The following is a 23,073-nucleotide window of genomic DNA, read 5'->3' on the forward strand; positions in this document are numbered from 1 at the left end:
CCGCCCCCACCCCGCCTCCCCCCCCCCCCCCCAGCCACCCCCCACCGGGGGGCCGGCCCGCCGCGCGACGGCCGGCAGGCCGCCGGGGACGCCGACCGTGCGCCCGCGCGCCCGCTGCGCTGTGGCAGGGTTTCCGGCGTCGGCCGGCCGGACGCTCTCGCACCCGATGACCCGCACCCCGACGACCCCGCACCCCCGATGAAGGACGACCTCCCATGAGCACCGACACCCCGAACCCGACCGGCCCCCCGGCGGGCGAGGGCCAGCCGAACCCGTCCTTCCCGCCGCCCGTGCCGGCGGTCGCCGGGCCGACCGACGGCGTGACCAGCGGCGTCCTCGACGGCGGCGGTGTCGCCGGCGCATCCGCCCCGGGCGGGCAGCCGGAAGGCTCGGGCGAGCCGGGCTGGGCGGCGCGCAACAGCGGCCTGCTGATCGCCGCGCTGGTCGCCGTCGTCGTGGCGGCGATCGCCATCGCCGGCCTCGTCCTGTGGCGCGGCGGCATCGACGAGGACGACGCCGCCACCGAGGCCGCCGTCACCCGCGCGCTGGCCGAGCAGGGCGGTGAGGTGGAGACCATCGAGTGCGACGGCGACACCTGCGACGCGATCATCGGCGGTCAGGCCTACACCGTGCTGGTCCAGGTGGACGAGGACGGCGAGCAGCACTTCGGCGTGGCCGCCTACACCGGCGACTGACCATGACCCGACGCGAGCCCCGCACCCGACCGGGTGCGGGGCTCGCGGGTTCTCCGGATCAGAAGCTCGACCGCGGAACGCCCATGCCGGGGTCGATCCGGGTGGGGCCCGACGCCGACGGCGTCACGTCGAAGTCGAAGATCCCGGTCGGCAGGTAGACCGTGGAGCAGGAGTTCGGGATGTCGACCACCCCGGACAGCCGGCCCTCGATCGGCGCGGCGCCGAGGATCATGTAGCCCTGCTCCGGCGTGTAGCCGAACTTCGTGAGGTAGTCGATCGCGTGCAGGCAGGCGCGCTGGTAGGACAGGTGCGAGTCCAGGTAGCGCTGCTCGTCGTCCAGGGTGACCGACGTCCCGGAGAAGGCCAGCCAGCGCTCGTACCGGGGGTCGACGTTGCCCGGCATGAAGATGGCGTTCTCGCTCACCCCGTAGGTCTCCATGCCGCCCTTGATCAGGTCGACGTGCAGGTCGATGAAGCCGCCCATCTCGATGGCGCCGCAGAAGGTGATCTCGCCGTCGCCCTGGGAGAAGTGCAGGTCGCCGAGCGACAGCTTCGCGCCGTCGACGAACACCGGGTAGAAGACGCGGCTGCCCTTGGTCAGGTTCTTGATGTCCTGGTTGCCGCCGTTCTCCCGGGGCGGTGCCGTCCGCGCGGCCTCGCCCGCCACCCGGTCGTACTCCGCGCCCTCCAGCGTGCCGAGGATGGCGTCCTGGGGGAGCGGCGGCAGCGCCAGCGGCGGCACGCGGTCGGGGTCGGTGTCGATCAGCGCCTGCTCGCGGCGGTTCCAGCGGGCCAGCAGGTCGGCCGACGGCGCGGTGCCCATCAGTCCCGGGTGCACGATGCCGGTGAACGAGACCCCGGGGACGTGCCGGGAGGTGGCGGTCTGACCGGAGAAGTCCCAGATCACCTTGTAGGCGTCGGGGAACTGGTCGGTGAGGAAGCCGCCGCCGTTCTGCTTGGCGAAGATGCCGGTGTAGCCCCAGCCCTGCCCGGCGAGCGGCCCGGAGTCCTCCTGGGGGATGGGGCCGACGTCGAGGATGTCCACGATCAGGAGGTCACCGGGCTGCGCGCCTTCGACGGAGAACGGGCCGCTCAGGCAGTGCACCGTCGAGAGCGGGGCGTCCCGGACGTCGTCGGCGGAGTCGTCGTTGTGGATCGCCCCGTCGAACCACTCCCGGCAGTCGACGCGGAACGTGTCGCCGGGGCGGACGGTGACGTTGGTCGGGATGTCGGGGTGCCAGCGGTTGTGGCCCACGTACTTCTGGTCGGTGAACTTCTTGGACGAGTCCAGCGGGTAGACGACTTTCGGCACGGCTTGCCTCCTGGTCGGGCGACGCTGCACGGCCGGTGCAGCGGGGGTGGATCCGGCAGCGGGCGCGGTCACCTCCTCTCGTGGGCGGCGGGGGTGCCGGAGCGGGGGGACGGCGGCGCGTCGGGCTCCCGGAGTTCCGGCGCGGGTGCCCTCGCCTCCGCCGGCTGGGGCACGCGCAGCCTGGGGGCGAGCGCGAGCGACGCCAGGCAGATCACCGCGAGGACGATCGCGGACTCGGTGAGGTAGTCGCCCCAGACGCCGGTGAGCAGCATGAAGGCGGGGATCGCGGCGGTGAACACCCCGGCGACGACGGCGACCAGGCCGGTGAAGCGCGTCCACTCCTCGCGCTTGAGCCCGAGCACCACCCAGAACAGCGCCCAGAGGACGGCCCAGTAGAGCCAGATGACGCCGAAGGCCGGGTCGTCGAGGCGCCCGAAGTTCAGGCCGGCGTAGACCAGGGCGCACCCGGCGACGAACGCCGAGAACCACCCGAGCCCGGTGCCGTCCAGGCCGCCGAGCAGGTTGAACCCGACGTAGAGGTAGGTGAAGCCGAACAGGTACAGCCCCGAGGCGGCGAGGACCGCGTCGGGGTTCCCACCGGAGGTGAAGATCAGGTACGTCGGGGTGATCACCTGCAACCCACCGACGAAGAAGTTCAGCGGCGCGGCCGCCCGGGCGTCCACCCGGCCCAGGAGCATCAGGCCGTTGAGGATCAGGACGGCTCCGACGTACAGGAGTCCCACGCTGGCCATCTGGACATCCCCTCGCTGGTTGGCGTCGTGGTCCCCGTTCGGCGTAGCGGTGTCGCGTGGTGCGGTGTCGTGGTGCCCGGGTCAGGGCCGGGGGAGCCGGCGCAGCGCCGGGTTGGCGGCCACCGGGGAGGATCGGGCCGGCCGCGGGCCGGGGGAGGAGACGACCCGGGGTTCGTCGCGCGTGCGCTCGGTGCGGTCGATCAGCGCCCGGCGGGTGGCGTCACCGAGGGAGAGCCGCGGTGCGGTGATGACCCGCGCGGCGGCGGACCCGCAGGCGGGGCAGGGCGTCGTCGGCCCGGCGGTGCCGATCGGGTGCGAGCGCTCGGTGAGCCCGTGGTCGTCGCAGCGGTACACGTACTGCGCCATCGCCGTCCTCCGTCGAGCCGGGTGCGGTGATCGAGGTCGGCCACGCTGCTCGCGTGTGGAAGTGCTGGTCAACCCCTCGGGCGACGGCGACGCAGGCACGGCCGACCGTCCGGGATGGCGCATGCGCGCGCCCTCACCCGCCGTGCTGCCCCGTCACCGACCGCAGGGACTGCTGGTCACGGGCGGGGGACCGACGGCCCCGCCGCCCGCCACCGGGTCACGACCCCCGGCACGAGCTCGGCACCCGCGGCGGCCGCGGCGGCGCAGCCCAGCACCACGGCCCACGAGACCGGGTCCAGCGGCGTGCAGCCGAAGAACCGGCTCACCCCCGGGGTCTGCACGATCGCGACCAGGGCTGCCAGCGAGCCGGCCACGGTGACCAGCACCAGCGGGTTGCGCCGCCCCGACCACGCGGTCTGCGCCAGCTGCGTGGTGATCAGCGCGGCCAGCCCCATCGTGCTGGCCCGGCCGGGGAACACCGGCGTCGCACGGCCCACGAACCACGCAGCGGTGGCGCCGGCCGTCGTCGCGGCACCCCGCACGAGCACCATCCGCCGCACCGCCGCGGTGAAACCCCGGTGCGGGCCGGCCCGCAGCACCGGCGCCAGCGGGTGACCGGCCAGCGGCCCGTCGTCGTCGCCCGCCGGGGCCTGCCGGGGTGCGGCCACCGCGACGGCGAGCGCCGGGAACATGTCGGTGAGCAGGTTGACCAGCAGCAGCTGGCGGGTGTTCACCGGCGCCCGGCCCCCGACGGCGGTGCCGAGCACGGTGAACGCCACCTCGCCGGCGTTCCCACCGACCAGGACCGACACCGCGTCGCGCACCCGCGACCACATGGCCCGGCCCTCGGCGATCGCGTCGACCAGCCGGGTGAGGTCGAGGTCGGTGAGCACGAGGTCGGCGGCGGTGCGGGCGGCGGGGGACTCCGCGCCCTCGACGCCGACGCCGACGTCGGCCAGCCGGATCGCGGCGGCGTCGTTCACCCCGTCGCCGGTCATCGCGAGCGTCGCCCCCGCCCGGCGCAGCGCCTGCACCAGCGTGACCTTCTGCTCGGGGCTGAGCCGGGCGAAGACGGCGGTCCCGGCGACCAGCCGCGCCCGCTCGGCGTCGGTGGCCCGGGCCAGCTGCGCGCCGGTGACCACCCGGTCGGCGTCCGGGACCCCGGCCTGCGCGGCGATCGCGCTCGCCGTCTCGGGGTGGTCGCCGGTGGCCACCACCACCCGCACGCCGGCCGCCCGCAGCTGCTCGACGGCGCGCACCGAGGACTCGCGCAGGGTGTCCGAGAGCCCGACCAGCCCGCGCAGCGCCAGCCCGGTGGCCGCCCCGTCCAGGTCCTCGGGTGTCCCGTCGACGGCGCGGTCGGCGACGGCGAGCACCCGCAACCCCTCGCCGGCCAGCTGCCGGATGCGGTCGCGCAGCTCCGGGGCGCCGTCGCACCGGCGCAGCACCACCTCGGGCGCGCCCTTCACGACCAGCCGGCCGTCGCGGACGGCGGCGGAGAAGCCGCGGCCGGCGGCGAAGGCCAGGCACGCGTCGGGCGGGGAGCTCCACGCGTCGCCGGCGGCCTCCAGCACCGCCCGGTCGGTCTCGTGGGAGCGGTCGTCTCCGTTGCCCATGCCGGCGGCGGCGAGCCGGAGGAGCTCCTCCTCGGTGCCGTCGTCCAGGGGGAGCAGCCGGGCCACCCGCAGCCGGTTCTCGGTCAGCGTGCCGGTCTTGTCGAAGCAGACGGTGTCCACCCGGCCGAGCGCCTCGAGCACCCGCGCGCTGCGCACCACCGCGCCGCGCCGGGACAGCCGCCGGGCCGCGGCCTGCTGGGCCACGGTGGCGACCAGCGGCAGCCCCTCGGGCACCGCGGCGACCGCGATCGCGAGCCCCGATGCGACCGACTCCCGCAGCGGGCGACCCCACAGCACGCCGAGCAGGGTGACCGCGCCGCCGCCCGCGAGGGTGAGGGGCAGCACGGCGCGGGTGAGCTCGGCCAGCCGCGCCTGGACGCCGGCCGGGGGTGCGGCGCCCCCCGCGGCGCGGGCCGCGCGCCCGGCCTGGGTGGCGGCCCCGACGGCGACGACGGCGGCCCGCCCGCGCCCGGCGACCACCGTGGTGCCGTCGAAGAGCATGCAGGTGCGGTCGGCGAGCTCCGCCCCCGGCGTGGCGGGCACCGACTTGGCGACCGACAGCGACTCCCCGGTGAGGCTCGACTCGTCGACCTCCAGGTCCTCGGCCTCCAGCAACCGGGCGTCGGCGCCGATCACGTCGCCGGGCTCGACGAGGAGCACGTCGCCCAGGCGCAGCGCGGTGGCGGGGACCTCCTCGGTGCCGCCGCCGGTCTCGCGGCGGGCGCAGTGCGCCTGCTCGAGCAGCAGCGCCTCCAGCGTGCTCTCGGCGCGCATCCGCTGCAGGCCGCTGACGACGGCGTTGATGGCGGTGACGCTGCCGACCAGCACCGCGTCGGTGACCTCGCCGAGCACGGCCGTGGCCGCGGCGCCGGTGGCCAGGATCGGGGTGAGCGGGTCGGCGAGCTCCGCGCCGACGGTGCGGCCGAACCGGGCCGGGACCCGGACGGCGCGGGAGGCGGCGGCCCGCCGCGCGGCCGCGGTCACCCGGCCCGGGGGGTGCTCGGGCGGAGCCGGGACGTCGGCCAGCCGGCGCAGCACCTCGTCGGGGTCGAGCGCGTGCCAGGGGGTGTGCGCGGTCGGGGCCGGCACCGGGCGGCGGGCGGCCACCACGGCGGCGCGGGTGCCGGTGACCATCGTGGTGACGGTCGCCCACTTGCCCGGTGTCGTGGCCCGCTGCTGGCCGGCACGCGGGCTGCCGACGGCGGCGAGCAGCCCGCCGAGGACGTTCCCGGTGAGCGCGGCCGCGGTCGCCCGGCGGCTGACCGTCCGGGCGTCGGGGACCGCGGCGACGATGCGGCAGGCGTCGGCGAGGCCGGGATCGGTGACCAGGTCGGCGCCCCACACCGGCGCGCGGCCAGGCAGCACCGGGGCGACCGCGACGTCGGCGGCCATCAGCGCGGGCCCGTCGGTGGCCGAGACCACCAGGACGCCGTGCCCCTCCTCCTGCAGCCCCCGCACGGTGTCGACGAGCGCCGTCCCCGCATCGGCGACGTCGTCGGCGAGCCCGGCTATGTCGCGGGCCCCGACGTGCCGGGTGAGCACCAGCCGCAGGCCCGCGTCGGCGACGGTGGTGAGCAGCGACTCGGCGTGCGGGTCGAGCTCGGCGGCGACGGTGACCGTGCCGACCCGGCGGCGGCCCTGCAGCAACGAGCGCACCTCGCCGCCGGGGGCGTCGTCGCTGCGGCGCACCGGCCCGAGGCGGAGCCGGTCGTCGCCGTCGCCGTCGCCGGTGAGCAGGCGGGTGGCGGCCGACCAGACGGCGGCGTCGTCCCACCCGTCGGCGTCCGCGACGGCCTCGACGACCACCGGCGGGCCGGTGCAGAGCGCGGCGGCGTCGACGACGGCGGCGTCGACCCGGTCGAGCCGGCGGTAGACCGAGCCGTCCATCGGCAGCACGCCCTGCCGGCACAGCAGCAGGTCGAGCGTGGCGGCGAAGGACTCGCGGCCCTGCACGGCCGCCTTGGGGGTGAGCGCCCGGATGAGGTCGGCCGAGCGTCCGGGGCGCCCGGTGAGCGCGAGCAGGCCGAGCGCCGCGCCGAGCTCGGTGGGGCCGAGGCGGTCGCGGTAGGTCTCGATCGGGCCGCGCGGCAGCTCGCCGGGCCGCGGGCCGGGCGGCGGCGCGGGCGAGCGGTCGTCGTCGGGCTCCGGGCCGCACAGCTCCCGCTCGCGTCGGCACCACACCCGGCGGCGGGCGCGCACCTCCAGCGCTCGCTGCACCGCGGCGGCGGCGTTGATCGCGGGCAGGGTGGGGCTCTGGGTGAGCGAGTGCAGCAGCGCGCTGGTGCCCTCGAAGACCAGGTCCGTGCCGACCGGGCCGATCCGGTCCGACAGCCCGCGCTTGAGCCACTGCTGGGTGTCCAGCAGCGCCATGACCAGCGTGGCGTGCCGGTGCACCGCGGGGATCGGCAGGTACTTCGCGGCGGTGGCGACGCCGACGGCCGCGACGTCGACGGCGGCGGCGGCCACGGCGGCCAGCAGCGGCTCGACGTCGGCCGGGTGGTCGGGGCGGTACGGGAAGACGCCGGTGCCGCCGCGGGCCTGCTCGATCTCGGTGACCACGCCGACGACGTCCTCGATGCCGACCCGGCGGGCGTCGACCGCGACCAGCACCCGGCCGACGACGTCGTTGACCGTGGCCCACTCGACGCCCTCGAGGCGTTCGAGCTGGCGGCGCAGGGCGGCGCGGGCGGCGGGGGGATCGTCGTCGGCGGGGTCCTCGACCTCGATCTGCAGCCGGTCGCGGTCGCGCCAGACGCGGCGCGTGTGCCGGGTCTGCGGGGGCTCCAGCAGGCCGCGGGCGGCGTCGACCAGGTCGTGCAGGTGGCCGCTGGGCAGCGGGTCGGCGCCGCTGACCAGGGTGCCGACCGCGCGGGTGCCGGAGACGGCGACGCCGTGGGCCAGGTGCAGGGACCCCGCGACCCCGGCGCGCGCCGCCCGCGTGGTGGCCGACGCCGTCCCGCCCAGCAGGCCCGCACCCACGACCACCGGGACGGCGGCCAGCGCGGCCGCACCGGTGGCCACCTGCGTGGCCTGGCGAGCGGCGGAGCCCAGCCGGTGCAGCACAGTCATGGCGCCCCCGTGACGACGGTCACGGGAAACGGTACGTGAACGGCCGGTGAACCGCAGGGTTCGCGGCCCGGCGGTCTCACCGGCGCAGCGCGGCCGGCCCGTCGGGGGTCACGAGCAGTGCCCGCCGTGCTCCCCGTTCGCCGGCGCGCAGTGGGAGGAGGCCGACCGCGGCACGCCGAGGGCCGGGTTGCGGTCGAAGAACCCGACCGGCTTGAGCGTGAACCCGGCGTAGTCGACCGGCATGACCGGCCAGTCCTCTGGCCGCGGGAAGTGGGTGAGGCCGAAGGTGTGCCACAGCACCACGTCGGTGTCGGTGAGCGGCTCGTCGTCGGCGACGAACGCCGGCAGCCCGGCCGATCCCGGGTGCTGGTTCACGAAGTCACCGGCCGCGTACCGCTCCGCCGGGTCGTACCGCGTCACCCACAGGTGCCTGGTCGAGAAGGTGGCCCGGGCGTGCACCGAGGAGTTCTCGTCGGCCAGCAGCACCGGCCCGCCCTCCGGGTGCAGCGCGTAGCCCACCGGCTGGCCGAGCCGGTTGCGCTTCGACTCGTTGACCACGTGCCACACCCGGCCGACGCTGCTGTCGGCCAGCCGGGCGGCCTCCGCCTCGGAGGTCAGCGGGGTGCTGCGCCGGGTGAAGGCGTTGCCGTACGGGTTGGCGTCGCTCACCGGCTGCCGGACGGCGTCGACCTCGTAGACGGTGTTGTCGACCCCGTCGACCGCCATGTCCAGCCGGGCGGAGAACAGGTGCTGGTGGAACGGCGCGCCGAGGCCCGGGGCGATCTCGGTGGCGTACGGGTGCTCCTCGCCGCGGAAGGCGGAGGTGAAGACGACGCCGGTGGCCTTGCTCTCCAGCTGGATGGTGCCGTCGAGGTAGAGGTACCAGTAGAAGCCGTAGTCGTAGTTGCCGATGGTGGTGAAGAAGCTGACCACCAGCCGCCGCTGCCGCCGGGTCTCGGCCATCCCGTTGAAGAGGTCGGTGTGCTTGAAGAGGACGCCGTAGTCCTCCTCGTGCATGCAGATCGCGTTCCGGATGGTGCGCGGGGCGCCGTCCTCGTCGGCGATCGTGGCGTCGAGGTAGTGGATCTCGCCGAGGCAGTCGCAGCCCAGCTCCAGGGAGTTGGTGTACCGGGCGAAGAGGTACTCGCCGGTGTCGAAGTAGTTCTGCCAGAACCGCACCGGCGAGGGGTCGGCGTAGGGCACGACCATCTCCGCGATCGACGCGCGGTGGATCACCGACCGGCCGTCGATCGAGACCTGGTGCAGGACCAGCCCCTCCCGCATGTCGAACCCGATGCGGAACCGCCAGCCGGCCCAGCTGACCTCGTCGTCGACGACGGTGAAGCTCGGCCCCTCGGGCTGGGTGATCTCGATCGGCTTGAGGTCGCGCAGCGGGGCGGGGTGCACGTCGGGGGTGAGGTCGGCGCGCTCGGCGGGGACCGCCAGGTCGTAGTGGTCCTGCACCGCCGTCGCGACGCCGCGGGTCATGTCGACGAACGCGACGACGCCGTCCACGGGGTGCGCCCACGGCAGGTCCGCCTCGTCGGCCTGGTGGAAGCCGAGCACGCGGATCATCCGGTGCCCCTCCTCGTCGGCGAAGTAGGAGCCGGCCGACAGGGGCACGCAGCGCACCTGGGCGACGTCGAGCCCGCGCTTGGTCATCGCCGCGACCCAGCGCTCGTCGGCGGCGAGGATCGGCTCGATCGCCTCGAACTCGGCGTCGAGGATCGGCACCTGCCCGTCGGCGACCGCGTCGAGCTCGACGTCCCGGACGACGGCGCCGGCGGTGAGCGAGACGGTGACGTCGCGCCCGCCGCCGGTGGCCCGGTCCAGCAGCAGTGCCCGGACCCGGCGCTCGACGGCGTCGCCGGGCTGCCAGGCCAGGACCTGGGCCTTGTGCGGCTCCTCGAGGCCGACGTAGACGACCTTCGTCGACCCGGCGCAGAGGCCCGCGGCGCGGACGATCCCCGTCGCGGTCGTGATCTCCTCGGCGGTGAGCCGGGCGAGCGGGTGGGCGGTCGTGCGCGTGGTGACGGCGGTCATGGTGATGTGCCTACTCCCGGTGGCGCCGGAGCGGAAGGGCCCCGCGTGACCGGGAGCACGTCCCCGCTCCGGCGGCGCGGGTGTCGGGCGGGCGGGTGCGTCGGCTAGACAGGTGCCATGACCGAGCTGACGACGGCGACAGGCGGGGGCTGGCTGGCCCGCGAGGAGATGGACGCGGCGCGCGAGCGGCTGCCGATCCTCTACGTCGACGTGGTGCCGGTGCGGGTGGACGAGCAGGGCACGGTGACCTCGATCGGGCTGCTGCTGCGCGCGGGCGAGGACGGGCAGATCAAGCGGGCCCTGGTCTCGGGGCGGGTGCTGTACCACGAGCGGGTGCGCGCGGCGCTGCTGCGGCACCTGGAGAAGGACCTCGGCCCGCTGGCGCTGCCGCGCGTCCCGCCGGCGCCGCAGCCGTTCACCGTCGCCGAGTACTTCCCGACCCCCGGGGTGACGCCGTTCCACGACCCGCGCCAGCACGCGGTCTCGCTGGCCTACGTCGTCCCGGTGGAGGGTGACTGCTCGCCGCAGCAGGACGCGCTCGAGCTGACCTGGTTCACGCCGCTGGAGGCGCGCGACCCGGCGGTGCTCGCGGAGCTCACGAACGGTCAGGCGACCCTGCTGCTGCAGGCGCTCGCGCATCTCGGCGTCTGACCCCGGCCCCGCCCGGTGGCGGAGCTGGTGGGCGGGCACGCTCTCCCGGCACCGGCCGCGCACGCCTCTTCGGGCCGGGCGGCCTCGTCGCCCGGAGCACCCGCTGCGCGCGTGGGGGTCGACGCCTCCGCCGGCGCACGGGCTGGGCTAGCGTTGCGTCATGCGCAACGGTGCGGACGGCGACGGCCAAGCCCCGCTCGTCCAGTCCGTCGACCGGGCGCTGGCGATGCTCTCCCTCCTGGCCGACCGCGGCAGCGCGGGTGTCACCGACCTCGGCGCCGAGCTGGGGGTGCACAAGTCCACCGCCTTCCGGCTGCTGGCCACCCTGGAGGCCCACGGGCTGGTCGAGCAGCTGGGGGATCGGGGCACCTACCGGCTCGGGTTCGGGTTGGTGCGCCTGGCCGGGGCGAGCGCGGCGCAGCTGGACCTCACCCGGCTGGGGCGCGAGGTGTGCGAGCGGCTGGCCGCCGAGCTCGACGAGACGGTCAACCTCGCGGTCCTGGACGGCGACAGCGCGGTCAACATCAGCCAGGTGCAGGGGAGCGCCTCGGTGGGAGTGCTGAACTGGGTCGGCCGGCGCACCCCGCTGCACGCCACCTCCAGCGGCAAGGTGCTGCTGGCTTTCGGGCCGGCGGCCGCGCGCGCGGCCCTCTCCGGCACACCGCTGGAGCGGTACACACCGTCGACGATCACCGAGGCCGCGGTCCTGGACGAGGTGCTGGCCGGGGTGCGCGAGCAGGGGTGGGCGGCCACCGAGGGGGAGCTCGAGCTGGGCCTCAACGCGGTGGCCGCGCCGGTGTGCGCGCCGGACGGGCGGCTGGTCGCCGCGCTCAGCGTCTCGGCGCCGTCCTACCGGCTGCCGCGCGACCGGTTCGCCGAGGTCGCGGAGCGGCTGTGCGTCGTCGCCACGGAGACCGGCCGGCAGCTGGGCTGAGCGCCGGAGCCGCGCTCCGTGTCGGCGGTGTGAACACCGTGTCAGGACGCGCGACGACACGCGGACGCCTCTTGACGGGGTGCGGAGGCCTTTCGGACGCTGTTGCGCATCCCGCGAACCGTTGCGGGATCCGCAACGAGCGAAGGGCGTGGCCATGGACATGGCTCCCCGCAGGACGTCGCCCCGCGTCGTGGTCATCGGCGCCGGGATCGTCGGGTGCTCGCTGGCCGACGAGCTCACCGCGCGCGGCTGGACCGACGTCACCGTGCTCGACCGGGGGCCGCTGTTCGCGGCCGGCGGTTCGAGCTCGCACGCGCCGGGCCTGGTCTTCCAGACCAACCCCTCGAAGACGTTGGCCGAGTTCGCGAGCTACACCGTCGGCAAGCTGGGCGACCTCGCGCTCGACGGCGCACCCGTATTCCGGCCGGTCGGCGGCCTGGAGGTGGCGACGACGCCGGAGCGCTGGGCCGACCTGGCCCGCCGGCACGGCCTGGCCACCTCGTGGGGCATCGAGGCTCGGCTGGTCGACCCGGAGGAGTGCGCCCGGCTGCACCCGTTGCTGGACCCGGCCGCCGTGCTGGGCGGGCTGCACGTGCCGAGCGACGGGCTGGCGCACGCGGTGCCGGCCGGGGAGGCGCAGGCGCGGCGGGCGATCGAGCGGGGCGCCCGCTACCTCGCCCGGCACCGGGTCACCGGGGTCGCGCAGGAACGCGGCCGGGTCAGCGGCGTGGAGACCGACCAGGGCTTCGTGCCGGCCGACGTCGTCGTCTGCGCCGCCGGCTTCTGGGGCCCGGACGTCGGCGCGCTCGCCGGGCTGACCGTGCCGCTGCAGCCGCTGGCGCACCAGTACGCCACCACGGCGCCGGTGCCGGCGCTGGCCGGTGCGACCCGGGAGATCAGCGCGCCGATCCTGCGGCACCAGGACGCCGACCTCTACTACCGGGAGCACGGCGACCGGATCGGCATCGGCTCCTACGGCCACCGGCCGATGCCGGTCACCGCCGCGGAGACCGAGCAGCACCCGAACAGCTGCCTGCCCTTCACCCCCGACGACTTCGCCGACGCCTGGAAGCAGAGCCTGGCGCTGCTGCCCGGGCTCGCCGCCACCGAGGTCGCCGACGGCATCAACGGCGTCTTCTCCTTCACCCCCGACGGCATGCCGCTGCTCGGCGAGCACCGCGACCTGCCCGGCTTCTGGGTCGCCGAGGCGGTGTGGGTGACCCACTCGGCGGGCGTGGCGAAGGCGCTGGCCGAGTGGCTGGTCGAGGGCCAGCCGCGCACCGACGTGCACGAGTGCGACCTGCACCGGTTCACCGACGTGCAGCTCTCGCCGGAGTACGTGGCCGGGCGCGGGGCGCAGCAGTTCGTCGAGGTCTACGACGTCGTGCACCCGCTCGACCCGCCCGCGGTGCTGCGTCCGCTGCGCACCAGCCCGTTCTACGGCCGGCAGCAGGAGCTCGGCGCCGTCTTCACCGAGGCGGGCGGCTGGGAGCGGCCGCTGTGGTTCGAGGCCAACGCGCCGCTGGCCGAGGGGCTGGACCTGCCGCCGCGGCACCCCTGGGCGGCGCGGTGGTGGTCGCCGACCGTGGCCGCCGAGGCGCTGGCCACCCGGAGGCACGGCGCGATGTACGACATGACGCCGCTCACCCGGATCGAGGTGACCGGTCCGGGGGCCTGCGCCTTCCTGCAGCGGCTGACCACCAACGACGTCGCCCGGCCCGTCGGCCGGGTGACCTACACCCTGCTGCTGGACGCCGCGGGCGGGATCCGCAGCGACCTGACGGTCGCCCGGCTGGGCGAGCAGCGGTTCCAGGTGGGGGCCAACGGCCCGCTCGACCTCGACTGGTTCCGGCAGCACGCGCCGGACGACGGATCGGTGCAGCTGCGGGACACCACCGCGGGCACCTGCGGCATCGGGCTGTGGGGGCCGCGGGCCCGCGACGTGCTCCAGGTGCTGACACGCACCGGCGTCTCGCACGAGGCGTTCGGCTGGTTCCGGGCGCGCGAGCTGTCCGTCGACGGCGTGCCGGTGACCGCGCTGCGGGTCTCCTACGTCGGCGAGCTCGGCTGGGAGCTGTACACCGAGGCGGCCACCGGGCTGCGGCTGTGGGATGCGCTCTGGGAGTCCGGGCAGCGGCACGGGCTGGTCGCCGCGGGGCGCCGGGCGTTCGACAGCCTGCGGCTGGAGAAGGGCTACCGCGCCTGGGGGGTCGACATGACGACCGAGCACGACCCGGTCGAGGCGGGGCTGTCCTTCGCCGTCCGCCAGGACGAGGACTTCGTCGGCGGGGAGGCGCTGGAACGCCGTCCGCACGACCGGCGGCTGGCCTGCCTCGTCCTCGACGACCCGGCGACGACGGTGCTGGGCCGCGAGCCGGTGCGGATCGGCGGGACACCGGTCGGCCACGTCACCAGCGGGGGCTTCGGCTACACGATCGGCCGGTCGATCGCCTACGCCTGGCTGCCGGCGTCGGTGGCGGGCCCCGGCACCGCGGTGACGATCGACTGGTTCGGGGAGCCGGTCCGGGCGACCGTCGCCGCCGACCCGCTCGTCGACCCCGCCGGCGCCCGGATGAGGTGCTGACCATGACCTACGACGTCATCGTCCTGGGGCTGGGCGGCATGGGCAGCGCGGCCGCCGCGCACCTGGCCGCCCGCGGGCAGCGGGTGCTCGGGCTGGAGCGGTTCGGCCCGGCGCACGACCAGGGATCCAGCCACGGCGGCTCGCGGATCACCCGGCAGGCCTACTTCGAGGACCCGGCCTACGTGCCCCTGCTGCTGCGCGCCTACGAGCTCTGGGACCAGCTGTGCGCCGACTCCGGCACCGACGTGCTGGTGCGCACCGGCGGGGTGTTCCTCGGCCGGCCCGACAGCCGCACCGTCGCCGGCAGCCTGGGTGCCGCCCGCGAGTGGGGGCTGGCGCACGAACTGCTCGACGCGGCGGAGGTCCGCCGCCGGTTCCCGACGCTGACCCCGGCCGACGACGAGGTCGGGCTGTTCGAGGCCGCGGCCGGGTTCGCCCGGCCGGAGGCGACCGTGGCCGCGCACCTGGACCTGGCCTTCTCCCGCGGCGCAGAGCTGCGCTTCCAGGAGCCGGCGCTGGAGTGGACGGCGACCCCGGGCGGCGGGGTGCGGGTGCGGACGGCGGCGGGGGAGTACGAGGCGGGCGCGCTCGTGGTCAGCCCCGGCTCGTGGGCGCCCGAGGTGCTGGCCGCCCTCGGCGTCCCGCTCACCGTGGAGCGCCAGGTCATGTACTGGTTCCAGCCGACCGGCGGCACCGCCGCATGGACGCCGGACCGGCACCCGATCTACATCCACGAGGCGGCCGACGGCACCCAGGTCTACGGCTTCCCGGCGATCGACGGCCCGGACGGCGGGGCGAAGGTGGCCTTCTTCCGGCGCGGGATCCCGTGCACGCCGGAGACGATCGACCGGGAGGTGCACGCCGAGGAGGTCGCCGCGATGGCCGGGCACCTGGCCGGGGTGCTGCCGACCCTGCCGGGCGAGCTGCTGAAGGCCGCGACGTGCATGTACACGACGACCCCCGACGAGCACTTCGTCATCGCGCCGCACCCCGCGCACCCGCAGGTGACCGTGGCCTGCGGCTTCTCCGGGCACGGCTTCAAGTTCGTGCCGGTGGTCGGGGAGATCCTCGCCGACCTCGCCACGACGGGAGCGACGACGCACCCGATCGGCCTGTTCGACCCCCGCCGGCCCGCACTGGAGGCCACCCCATGACCGCGACCCTCCCTGCCGCGTCCGCGAGCCTGATGCCGACCCTGGCGGGGCGGTACTACACCGACCCGGCGCTGTTCACCTGCGAGCAGGAGCGGGTGTTCGAGGTGATGTGGCAGTGCGTCGCCCGCACCGACGAGGTCGCCGCCCCCGGCAGCTTCCGGCGGGTGCAGGTCGGCCGGGAGAGCGTGCTGGTGGTGCGCGGCCGGGACGGCGCGCTGCGGGCGTTCCTCAACGTGTGCCGGCACCGCGGCGCGCAGCTGTGCAGCGAGGAGTCGGGGCAGGTGACCCGCACGCTGCGCTGCCCGTACCACGCGTGGTCCTTCGGGCTGGACGGCGAACTCGTCGCCGCACCCAACCTGGCACGGATGCCCGACGTCGACCGGGTCGCCAACGGCCTGGTGCCGGTGCACCTGCGCGAGTGGCTGGGCTACGCGTGGGTGTGCCTGGCCGACGCCCCGCCCTCCTTCGAGGACGACGTCGTCGGCGCGGTGACCGAGCGGCTCGGCGACCCCGCGGCGATCGAGGAGTACGACGTCGGGCGGCTGGCCCTGGGCCGGCGGATCCGCTACGACGTCGCGGCCAACTGGAAGCTCGTCGTCGAGAACTTCATGGAGTGCTACCACTGCGCGACGATCCACCCCGAGCTGACCGACGTCCTGCCGGAGTTCAGCCGCGGGTACGCGGCGCAGTCCTTCGTCGGGCACGGGGCGGAGTTCGCCCCCGCCGCCGAGGGCTTCACCGTGGACGGGAGCGCCGGGTTCCCCGCGCTCCCGGGGATCGACCCGGACCGGGACCGCCGGTACTACGCGGCCACGATCAAGCCGGCGGTCTTCCTCAACCTGGTGCCCGACCACGTGATCCTGCTGCGGATGACCCCACTCGCGGTGGACCGGACGGTGGTCGAGTGCGACTGGCTGTACGCATCCGAGGTGGTCGCCGCCGGGCTGGACGTCTCCCGGTCGGTCGAGCTGTTCCACCGAGTCAACCAGCAGGACTTCGCCGCCTGCGAGCGCACCCAGCCCGGCATGAGCTCGCGGGCCTACGCGGCCGGTGGCGTGCTGGTGCCCGTCGAGCACCACCTCGCGCTGTTCCACGACTGGCTGCGCGACCGGCTCGGCGAGGGCTGAGCCTCGACGGGCTGGTCGCTCAGGCCGGAGCTGCCAGCCGCTGGGAGGAGCGGTCGATGAAGGCACGGACGACCGGGTAGATCTCCGCCTCCCAGCGGGATCCGCTGAAGACGCCGTAGTGGCCGACCCCCGGCTGCAGGTGGTGGTGCTTCTTCTCCTGCGGGATGCCGCTGCACAGCTCGTGGGCGGCCACCGTCTGCCCGGGTGAGCAGATGTCGTCGTTCTCGCCCTCGACGGTGAGGAGGGCGGTCCGGCTGATCGCGCGGGGGTCCACGCGCTGCCCCCGCCAGGAGAGTCGGCCGGTCGGCAGGGCGTGCTCCTGGAAGACGCGGCCGACGGTCTCGAGGTAGAACTCCGCGGGGACGTCCATGACGGCGCCGTACTCGTCGTAGAAGGCCCGTGTGGCGGCCGCCCGCTCCGTGTTGCCGGCGACCAGGTCGCGGTAGAGCCGCCCGTGGGCGGACAGGTGCCGGATCGGGTGCATCGACATGAACGCGGTCAGCTGGACGAAACCCGGGTACACCCGGCGCCCGGCGCCCGCGTACCCCTTCGGCACGGTGTCGACGACGCGTCGCTCGAACCAGGAGAGCGGCTTGGTGGCGGCCCTGGTGTTGATCCGGTTCGGGTTCACCCGGGTGTCGATGGGTCCTGCCATGAGCGTGACGCTCGGGGGTTGAGCGGCGTCCTCCGCGGCGGCGAGCAGGGCCACCGTGGCCAGCACCGGCACGGCCGGCTGGCAGACGGCGACGACGTGGGTGTCCGGACCGAGGAACCGGACGGCCTCCATCACGTGCTCGATGTACTCGTCCAGCCCGAACGGGCCGTGCTCGACCGGGATGTCGCGGGCGTTGTGCCAGTCGATGACGTGCACGTCGTGGTCGGCGAGGAGGGTGTGGATCGTCGGGCGGATCAGCGTCGTGAAGTGCCCGGACATGGGCCCGACGACGAGCACCCGCGGTTGACCGGCGACCGCGGGCTTCTCGAAGTGCAGGAGGGTGGCGAACGGCGTCCGCATCGTCGGGCGCTCCTGCACGGCGACGGGCTCGTTGTCGATGAGCACCGAATCGATGCCGAACGCCGGGCGGTCGTGCGTCGGACGCGCGTGGCCGAGGACGTCGCAGGCCGCGCGTACGTGGCGGAGGGCCGGCGTACGGGCCAGCGGGGCGGGGACGGCCTCCAGTGCCCGGGCGGTCAGCTGCGATGCGGTCAGGAGGGGCGCCGTGGCCCGCCGGTTCCACTGGTAGGCGCTGTAGAGCATGCGATCCGCCTGTTCCGTCGTCGGGCGCAGCGTGAGATCTGCGTCACGTCACGGTAACCGGGTGCCGAGCCGCGCGCCCGCAGGAGGGCGGCTCGCTCGTGCGCGTCGCGCAGGGGGCCTGGTCAGGCCCGCAGGGCCGGGGTGCGGGCGGACCGGTCGTCCAGCGACGCGACGACGTCCGCCAGGGGTGCGGGCCGGCCGAAGTGCCAGCCCTGGCCGAAGCTGCAGCCGACCGCGCGGAGCTCGGCGTCCTGCTCCGCCGTCTCGACGCCCTCGGCGACGACGTCGAGACCCAGGCCGTGCGCCATGCCCACGATGCTGCGCAGCATCGTGGCCCGCCGCGGGGAGCTGGTGATCGTCGCGGTGAACGACGCGTCGACCTTGAGGACGTCGAGGGGAAGGGTGTCCAGGCGGCTGAGGGACGAGTACCCGGTGCCGAAGTCGTCGATGGCGACGACGAAGCCCAGGGCGCGCAGGTCGTGCAGCGTCGCCACGGCGAGGGAGGACTCCGCCTCGAGGAGGCTCTCGGTCACCTCCAGCACGGTGTCGGCGGACCGCCAGCCGGTCTCGGCCAGCACGGCGCGGACCCGCTGCACGTAGGCCGGGTCGGACAGCTCGCGGCCGGACACGTTGATGCCGACGTGCAGCCGCCGCCCCGTGGCGGCGTGCAGCGCGGCCAGTTCGGTGCAGGCGGTCCGGAACACGTGCTCGCCCAGGCGGGGCATCAGGCCGTGCTGCTCGGCGACGGCGACGAACTCGCCCGGCGGCACCGGGCCACGCTGGGGGTGCGTCCAGCGGGCCAGTGCCTCGACGCCGACCACCTCGTCGGTGCGCAGGTCGAGGATCGGCTGGTAGTGCACCGTCACCGCGCCGGCGTCGAGCGCCGCGGCGAGATCGGTGGCCAGGTCGGAGGTGGGGCCGCACTCGAGCCGGCACCCGCCCCGGCCGGCCGTCTTGACGCCGTAGAGCGCCAGGTCGGCGCGGCGCATGAGCTGGGCGGCGCTGTCGCCGGGGCGGTGCTCGGCCACGCCGCAGGACATGCCGATGTCCGGGTGCAGGGCGCGGACGAGGCTGACGACGTCCAGGGCGGCCGGCCCGGTCAGCCCGGGCAGCAGCAGGGCGAACTCGTCACCCCCGTGCCGGGCGAGGACGGCGGGTGCCGGCAGGGCCGTGCGCCAGACGTCGGCCACCCGCTGCAGGATCCGGTCGCCGGCGTCGTGGCCCTGGGAGTCGTTGAGGGCCTTGAAGTGGTCGAGGTCGAGGAGCGCTGCCGACAACGGCTCGCCGGTGCGGGCGGCCGCTGCCATGGCCTCGTCCATCGCCTGGTCGAAGCCGCGCCGGTTGGCCAGGCCGGTGAGCGGGTCGCGGCTGGCGCTGGAGGCCCGCATCACCAGGCCGCGGGTGATCGTGCTCAGCCCGATGGCCACCGCGTCGAGCGCCAGGGCGGTGGGCAGGGCGATGTCGCCGCGGAGCAGGAGGGCGGTCGTGAGGGTCCCGAGGACCGCGACCACGTGGACGACGGCGAGCCGGAGGCTGAAGAAGCAGGCGTCGATCGCGATGAAGCTGGCCAGCGAGCCGATCACGACCGCCGTCACCGGGTCCGGGCTCAGGGTGACGGCGACGAGGATGACCGTGGTCGCCGTGCCGATGGCGACGTGGAAGGCCTGCCGGGGCCAGCTCCGTCCCCATCGGAAGGCGATCCCGGAGGTGACGAGCACGCCCCCGGCGAGGGCGAAGAGGGCGGTGCGCGACGGGTCGCCGGGGTCGGTGCCCAGGGTGGCGAGCATGCCGGCGATGCCGCCGACCAGGTACAGGACGGCGGCGGTCTGGGTCATGACGCGCGGTGTCGCCACCTCGGGGACGTCGGACCACCTCATGGAAACGACATCGACCGGAACGTGCGGGCCGTTGATCTCCGCTCACCCGTCCGGGGGGACCGAGGCAGGCGGGGCGCCTCGCCGGTTCCCGCCGCGACCGGTCAGCGGCCGGCGTCGGGCACGATGCGCCGGCTCTGCAGCGGCGCGCGCACGTCGTCGGCTCGCGCCGATGCTCACGCACGCGAGGGGTGGCTGGTGCCGTCACCCCATCGAGCGACACGATTCGGATAGCGGCTCTGCGCACCGAGGTCTTGACTGGCTGTGAGACATCGATCACCGACGGTTGGGGGGCGGCATGGCCATGCGTGTGACCGCCGCCCTCCGCCGGCCGTGGGGCCCGCCCCTGGGCCGGCGCACGTTGCTGCTGGTGGGCCTCGGCGTCGGGCTCTGGGTGGCGGGGTCGGCGACGGCGTCGGCGGCCGCGGATGACTCGCCGCCGTCGCCACTCGCTCCGCTGACCGCCCCGGTGCAGGACATCGCGGATGGAGCCGGCAGCCTGCCGGCGCCGGTCGCTTCTCCGGTCGCACCGGTCGTGGCGCCCGTCGTCGACGCCACCGTGGCGCCGGCGGCCGAGGCCATGGCGCCGGTCGTCCGGAGCACCGCGCCGGTGACGGACGTGCCGGCGCCGGTCGGGAGAACCGTGGTCGTGCCCGTCCTCCGTGCGGTCGAGCCGGTCACCGCGCCGGTGATCACTGCTCTCGCGCCGGTGGTCGACTCCGTCTCCCCGGTGCTGGAGCCGGTGAGCACCGCGGTCTCGCCGGTGCTGGCGCCCGTGATCCGTGAGGTCGTGGAACCCGCGCGTGCGGCCGGTGCGCCGGTCGCCGCAGGGGTGATCACCGGATCGCCCGTCGTGGGGGCGTCTGCCGCCTCCTCGACGAGTCCGGGGTCCGCCGTCCCGACCAGCTCCGATCCCTCGATCGCCGGGCGCGCTCCGGCCGCTCGGGTCGGCGTCGCCGAGCACGTGGACGACGCCGTCACCGCCGTTCCCGCCCCTGTCCCCGGCGGGAACCACGTGCCGGTGCCCGGACCGGCTCTGCCGTCCGGCGCACCGGCACCGGCGGCGGCCTCCGGGCCGTCGTCCCCGGACCAGCCGGCGGCGGACCAGCCGCCGGCCGCCGGTCTCGTCGACCCCGCCGCGCTGCCCGCCGCGGCCGACGGCGCACGCGGCACGGCAGCCGACCGCGCGCTCGACCCTTCCTTCGCCCCCGACTGAGGGCGCCCTGGTCAGCCCCGCGCTGACCGCGGCCATCCCACCCGGTCCGACGGACCGGTCCCTCAGTCAGAGAGAAGGACATCGCTCATGAACGTGTGGATGAAGCGCGGGCTGCAGACGGCCCTGCTCACCGGCGGTCTGCTGGCCGCCGGCACGGGCCTCGCGTCCGCCGACGAGAACGCGGTCGCGGTGACCGTCCCGGTCACCGTCACCGACAACGCAGTGGCGGTGCTGGGCACCGCGCCCGGGAACACGCCGGCCGAGATCGACCTGCCGGTGCTCGAGGGCACGGTGGGCGTCGACCTCGGCGGCCTGGCGGTCGAGGTGCCGATCAGCATCGGCGGGAACGCCGCCGACGTCGCCGGGGTGGATGCAGCTCAGCCCGCGGCCGCTCCGGCGGCCGGCGGGTCCTCCGGCTCGGTGGTCGACGCCGACGTGCCGGTGACCGTGACCGGCAACGCCGTCGGGGTGCTGGGCGACGCCACCGCCGGTGGTTCCTCGCCCGGTGCCGCCCCGGCGGCACAGCCCGACGCCGGTGCCTCCCTCGTGGATGCCGACGTCCCGGTCACCGTGTGCGGTACCGCCGTCGGCGTGCTGGGTGACGCCGCCGCGGACTGCGCCGCCCCGGTTCCGGCCGCGGGTGGTTCGACGGACGGCACCGACCCGGTCGTCGGCGTCGATGCGCCCGTGAGCGTGTGCGGGATCGGCGTCGCGGTCCTGGGTGGAACCGGCACCACCTGCACCGGTCCGGTCTCGCCGGGCACCCCGGTCGCGCCGGCGGCGCCCGTCCAGCCGGCGTCCGGTCCGCCGGCCGCTCACCCGGGCGTGGTTCCTGCGAGCACCACGGTGTCGACGGGCGAGGGGGACAGCGCCGGAACGAAGACCGCCGGCGCTGCCGCCGGTAGCGACTCGGCGCTGGCCTACACCGGCAGCGCCGCCTACCCGGCGCTGTTCGCCGGGCTGCTGGCCGTCGCCCTCGGTATCGGACTGACGCTGCTCAGCCGCCGCCGGGTCGCCGTCCGCAGCTGATGCCGGGACGGCGGGCCCGGCCACCCACGGGTGGTCGGGCCCGTCGGGCTGCGCCCGGGTTCAGGCGGGCACGAGCTCGCGTTCCGCGACGCGCGTCCGGGGCGCGCGGTGCGTGAGGCCGGCGGCGACCACGAGCGCGGCGGCCACCGCCGGTGCGGCGAGCGCCGTCCCCACGCCGAGCCGGTCGACGAAGGCGCCGGTCACCGCGGCCGCGAGCGCCTGCCCGACGACGACCGCGGAGTTGAGCATCGTCATGGTGGTGGCCGAGCGGCCGGCCGGGCTGAGCAGCGCGCCGACGCTGTAGAGGGTGACCAGCGTCGGCCCGATCCCGCAGCCGAGGACGGCGAGGGCGACGACGAGCGCCGGCACCGAACGCGCGGTCGCGTAGAGGATCGCGCCGGCGAGCAGCAGGGTGCCGAAGGTGGCCCAGCGCGCCCGCAGGGAGAAGCGCCGGGGGAGCGCCGCGGTGCCCAGCGCCAGCACGGCCGACCCGATGCCCATGACGCCGTAGAGCAGGCCGGCCCGCTCGCCGCTGCCGTCGTCCGCGGCCAGGAAGCCGGTGAGCGAGGTGAGGGTGGCGCCGAAGAAGAGGCCGACGCCCAGGGTGCCGGCGACGACGGTGAGCAGCGGCAAGCGGGCCAGCTCGCGGGCGGGGGCCCGGTCTGCCCTGCCGTGCTGGGCGCCGGGCTGGAGCCGGCCGGTGGGGTGCAGCGCGAAGGCGGTGACGAACACGAGGGTGAGGGCGGCGGCGCCGGCGATGGCGACCCACGGGGCGATCGCGGTGGCCAGCAGCCCCACGAGGAACGGTCCGACGATGAAGACCATCTCGTCGGCGGCGGACTCGTAGGCCATGGTGCCGTCCAGCGCCCGCCGGCGGCGGTCGCGCTGCACCGAGCGGCGGATGACCGCCATCAGGCGGGTGCGGGACATGGGGGCGACCTGCGGGGCGGACATGCCGATCAGCACCGAGAGCGCGAGGACGGCGGCGTCGGCGGCGGTGCTCGCGACGACCAGCGGGAAGGCGCCGAGCAGGGCCGCGTGGACCAGGCTCACGGGGACGAGCACGCGGCGCTGGCCGAACCGGTCGGCCGCGGCACCGAGGAGCGGGCCGGCGAACGCGGTGCCGATGCCGGCGACGGCGGAGTTGAGCCCGCCGAGGGTGACCGAGCCGCGCTCGGCGACGACCAGGGTGAGGACCCCGACGATCATCATCGCGAAGGGGAGCCGCGCGACGAACGCGAGCGGGAAGTAGGACAGACCGGCGGAGCGGATGACCGCGGAGTCGGTGGGGCGCGTGCGGAACATGACCTCTGCTGCTGCGGATCGGGGCGTGCCGCCTTGATCCGCCGGCGGGGCCGGCAGCAGGTAGTTACACACGGACGTTCGGAACGCC

At 75.6% G+C, this 23,073-nt stretch carries 16 protein-coding genes; 8 read left to right on the forward strand and 8 right to left on the reverse strand.

Annotation, left to right across the window (positions count from 1 at the left end; all coding sequences use genetic code 11):
• Positions 1-215: 215 nt before the first annotated feature.
• The gene (locus ACI794_RS11465) at positions 216-695 is read left to right on the forward strand and encodes a hypothetical protein (protein WP_456603715.1); all 480 of its coding nucleotides are present in this window, start codon (positions 216-218) and stop codon (positions 693-695) included.
• Positions 696-753: 58 nt separating this feature from the next.
• On the opposite strand, the gene fmdA is transcribed toward ACI794_RS11465, so the two are convergent.
• From fmdA to ACI794_RS11490, 5 genes are all read right to left on the reverse strand, one after another.
• Positions 754-2,007, reverse strand: coding sequence for a formamidase (gene fmdA / locus ACI794_RS11470; RefSeq protein WP_456603716.1), 1,254 nt, complete (start codon positions 2,005-2,007; stop codon positions 754-756).
• 68 nt (positions 2,008-2,075) lie between these two features.
• A complete protein-coding gene (locus tag ACI794_RS11475; RefSeq protein ID WP_456603717.1) occupies positions 2,076-2,759 on the reverse strand; it encodes an AmiS/UreI family transporter in 684 nt (227 codons plus the stop codon).
• An 81-nt stretch (positions 2,760-2,840) separates the two neighbouring features.
• Positions 2,841-3,125: a zinc ribbon domain-containing protein gene (locus ACI794_RS11480; protein WP_456616407.1), complete on the reverse strand. Its 285-nt coding sequence runs from the start codon at positions 3,123-3,125 to the stop codon at positions 2,841-2,843.
• Positions 3,126-3,301: 176 nt separating this feature from the next.
• Complete coding sequence (locus tag ACI794_RS11485) at positions 3,302-7,810, reverse strand: HAD-IC family P-type ATPase (RefSeq protein ID WP_456616408.1); 4,509 nt, start codon at positions 7,808-7,810, stop codon at positions 3,302-3,304.
• A gap of 108 nt (positions 7,811-7,918) precedes the next feature.
• Positions 7,919-9,853, reverse strand: coding sequence for a primary-amine oxidase (locus tag ACI794_RS11490; protein WP_456616409.1), 1,935 nt, complete (start codon positions 9,851-9,853; stop codon positions 7,919-7,921).
• Positions 9,854-9,970: 117 nt separating this feature from the next.
• Between ACI794_RS11490 and ACI794_RS11495 the strand changes: the two genes are divergently transcribed.
• The 5 genes from ACI794_RS11495 (at position 9,971) to ACI794_RS11515 (ending at position 16,303) form a co-directional block, all read left to right on the forward strand.
• Complete coding sequence (locus tag ACI794_RS11495) at positions 9,971-10,504, forward strand: NUDIX hydrolase family protein (RefSeq protein ID WP_456579877.1); 534 nt, start codon at positions 9,971-9,973, stop codon at positions 10,502-10,504.
• 160 nt (positions 10,505-10,664) lie between these two features.
• The gene (locus ACI794_RS11500; protein WP_456616410.1) at positions 10,665-11,438 is read left to right on the forward strand and encodes an IclR family transcriptional regulator; all 774 of its coding nucleotides are present in this window, start codon (positions 10,665-10,667) and stop codon (positions 11,436-11,438) included.
• 154 nt (positions 11,439-11,592) lie between these two features.
• Positions 11,593-14,022 carry a GcvT family protein gene (locus ACI794_RS11505; protein WP_456616411.1) on the forward strand — a complete coding sequence of 810 codons (2,430 nt, stop codon included), beginning with the start codon at positions 11,593-11,595 and terminating at the stop codon, positions 14,020-14,022.
• A 2-nt stretch (positions 14,023-14,024) separates the two neighbouring features.
• Positions 14,025-15,176: an N-methyl-L-tryptophan oxidase gene (gene solA, locus ACI794_RS11510; protein ID WP_456616412.1), complete on the forward strand. Its 1,152-nt coding sequence runs from the start codon at positions 14,025-14,027 to the stop codon at positions 15,174-15,176.
• The gene (locus tag ACI794_RS11515; protein ID WP_456616413.1) at positions 15,173-16,303 is read left to right on the forward strand and encodes an aromatic ring-hydroxylating oxygenase subunit alpha; all 1,131 of its coding nucleotides are present in this window, start codon (positions 15,173-15,175) and stop codon (positions 16,301-16,303) included. Before solA ends, ACI794_RS11515 begins: the two co-directional genes overlap by 4 nt.
• 19 nt (positions 16,304-16,322) lie before the next feature.
• Here ACI794_RS11515 and ACI794_RS11520 read toward each other — a convergent pair whose 3' ends face one another.
• Together ACI794_RS11520 and ACI794_RS11525 are read right to left on the reverse strand one after the other, a co-directional pair.
• Complete coding sequence (locus ACI794_RS11520) at positions 16,323-17,561, reverse strand: polyhydroxyalkanoate depolymerase (protein WP_456616414.1); 1,239 nt, start codon at positions 17,559-17,561, stop codon at positions 16,323-16,325.
• Positions 17,562-17,683: 122 nt separating this feature from the next.
• The gene (locus ACI794_RS11525; protein ID WP_456616415.1) at positions 17,684-19,438 is read right to left on the reverse strand and encodes a putative bifunctional diguanylate cyclase/phosphodiesterase; all 1,755 of its coding nucleotides are present in this window, start codon (positions 19,436-19,438) and stop codon (positions 17,684-17,686) included.
• A 295-nt stretch (positions 19,439-19,733) separates the two neighbouring features.
• On the opposite strand from ACI794_RS11525, the gene ACI794_RS11530 reads away from it, so the two are divergent.
• Positions 19,734-20,651 (forward strand): hypothetical protein, encoded by a 918-nt coding sequence (locus ACI794_RS11530; protein WP_456616416.1) that lies wholly within the window; start codon positions 19,734-19,736, stop codon positions 20,649-20,651.
• Between the two features lie 87 nt (positions 20,652-20,738).
• Complete coding sequence (locus ACI794_RS11535; protein WP_456616417.1) at positions 20,739-21,680, forward strand: hypothetical protein; 942 nt, start codon at positions 20,739-20,741, stop codon at positions 21,678-21,680.
• Positions 21,681-21,740: 60 nt separating this feature from the next.
• Here ACI794_RS11535 and ACI794_RS11540 read toward each other — a convergent pair whose 3' ends face one another.
• Positions 21,741-22,985 carry an MFS transporter gene (locus ACI794_RS11540; RefSeq protein ID WP_456616418.1) on the reverse strand — a complete coding sequence of 415 codons (1,245 nt, stop codon included), beginning with the start codon at positions 22,983-22,985 and terminating at the stop codon, positions 21,741-21,743.
• Between the last annotated feature and the right edge of the window lie 88 nt (positions 22,986-23,073).

This window comes from Blastococcus sp. SYSU DS0541 (genome assembly GCF_054050875.1).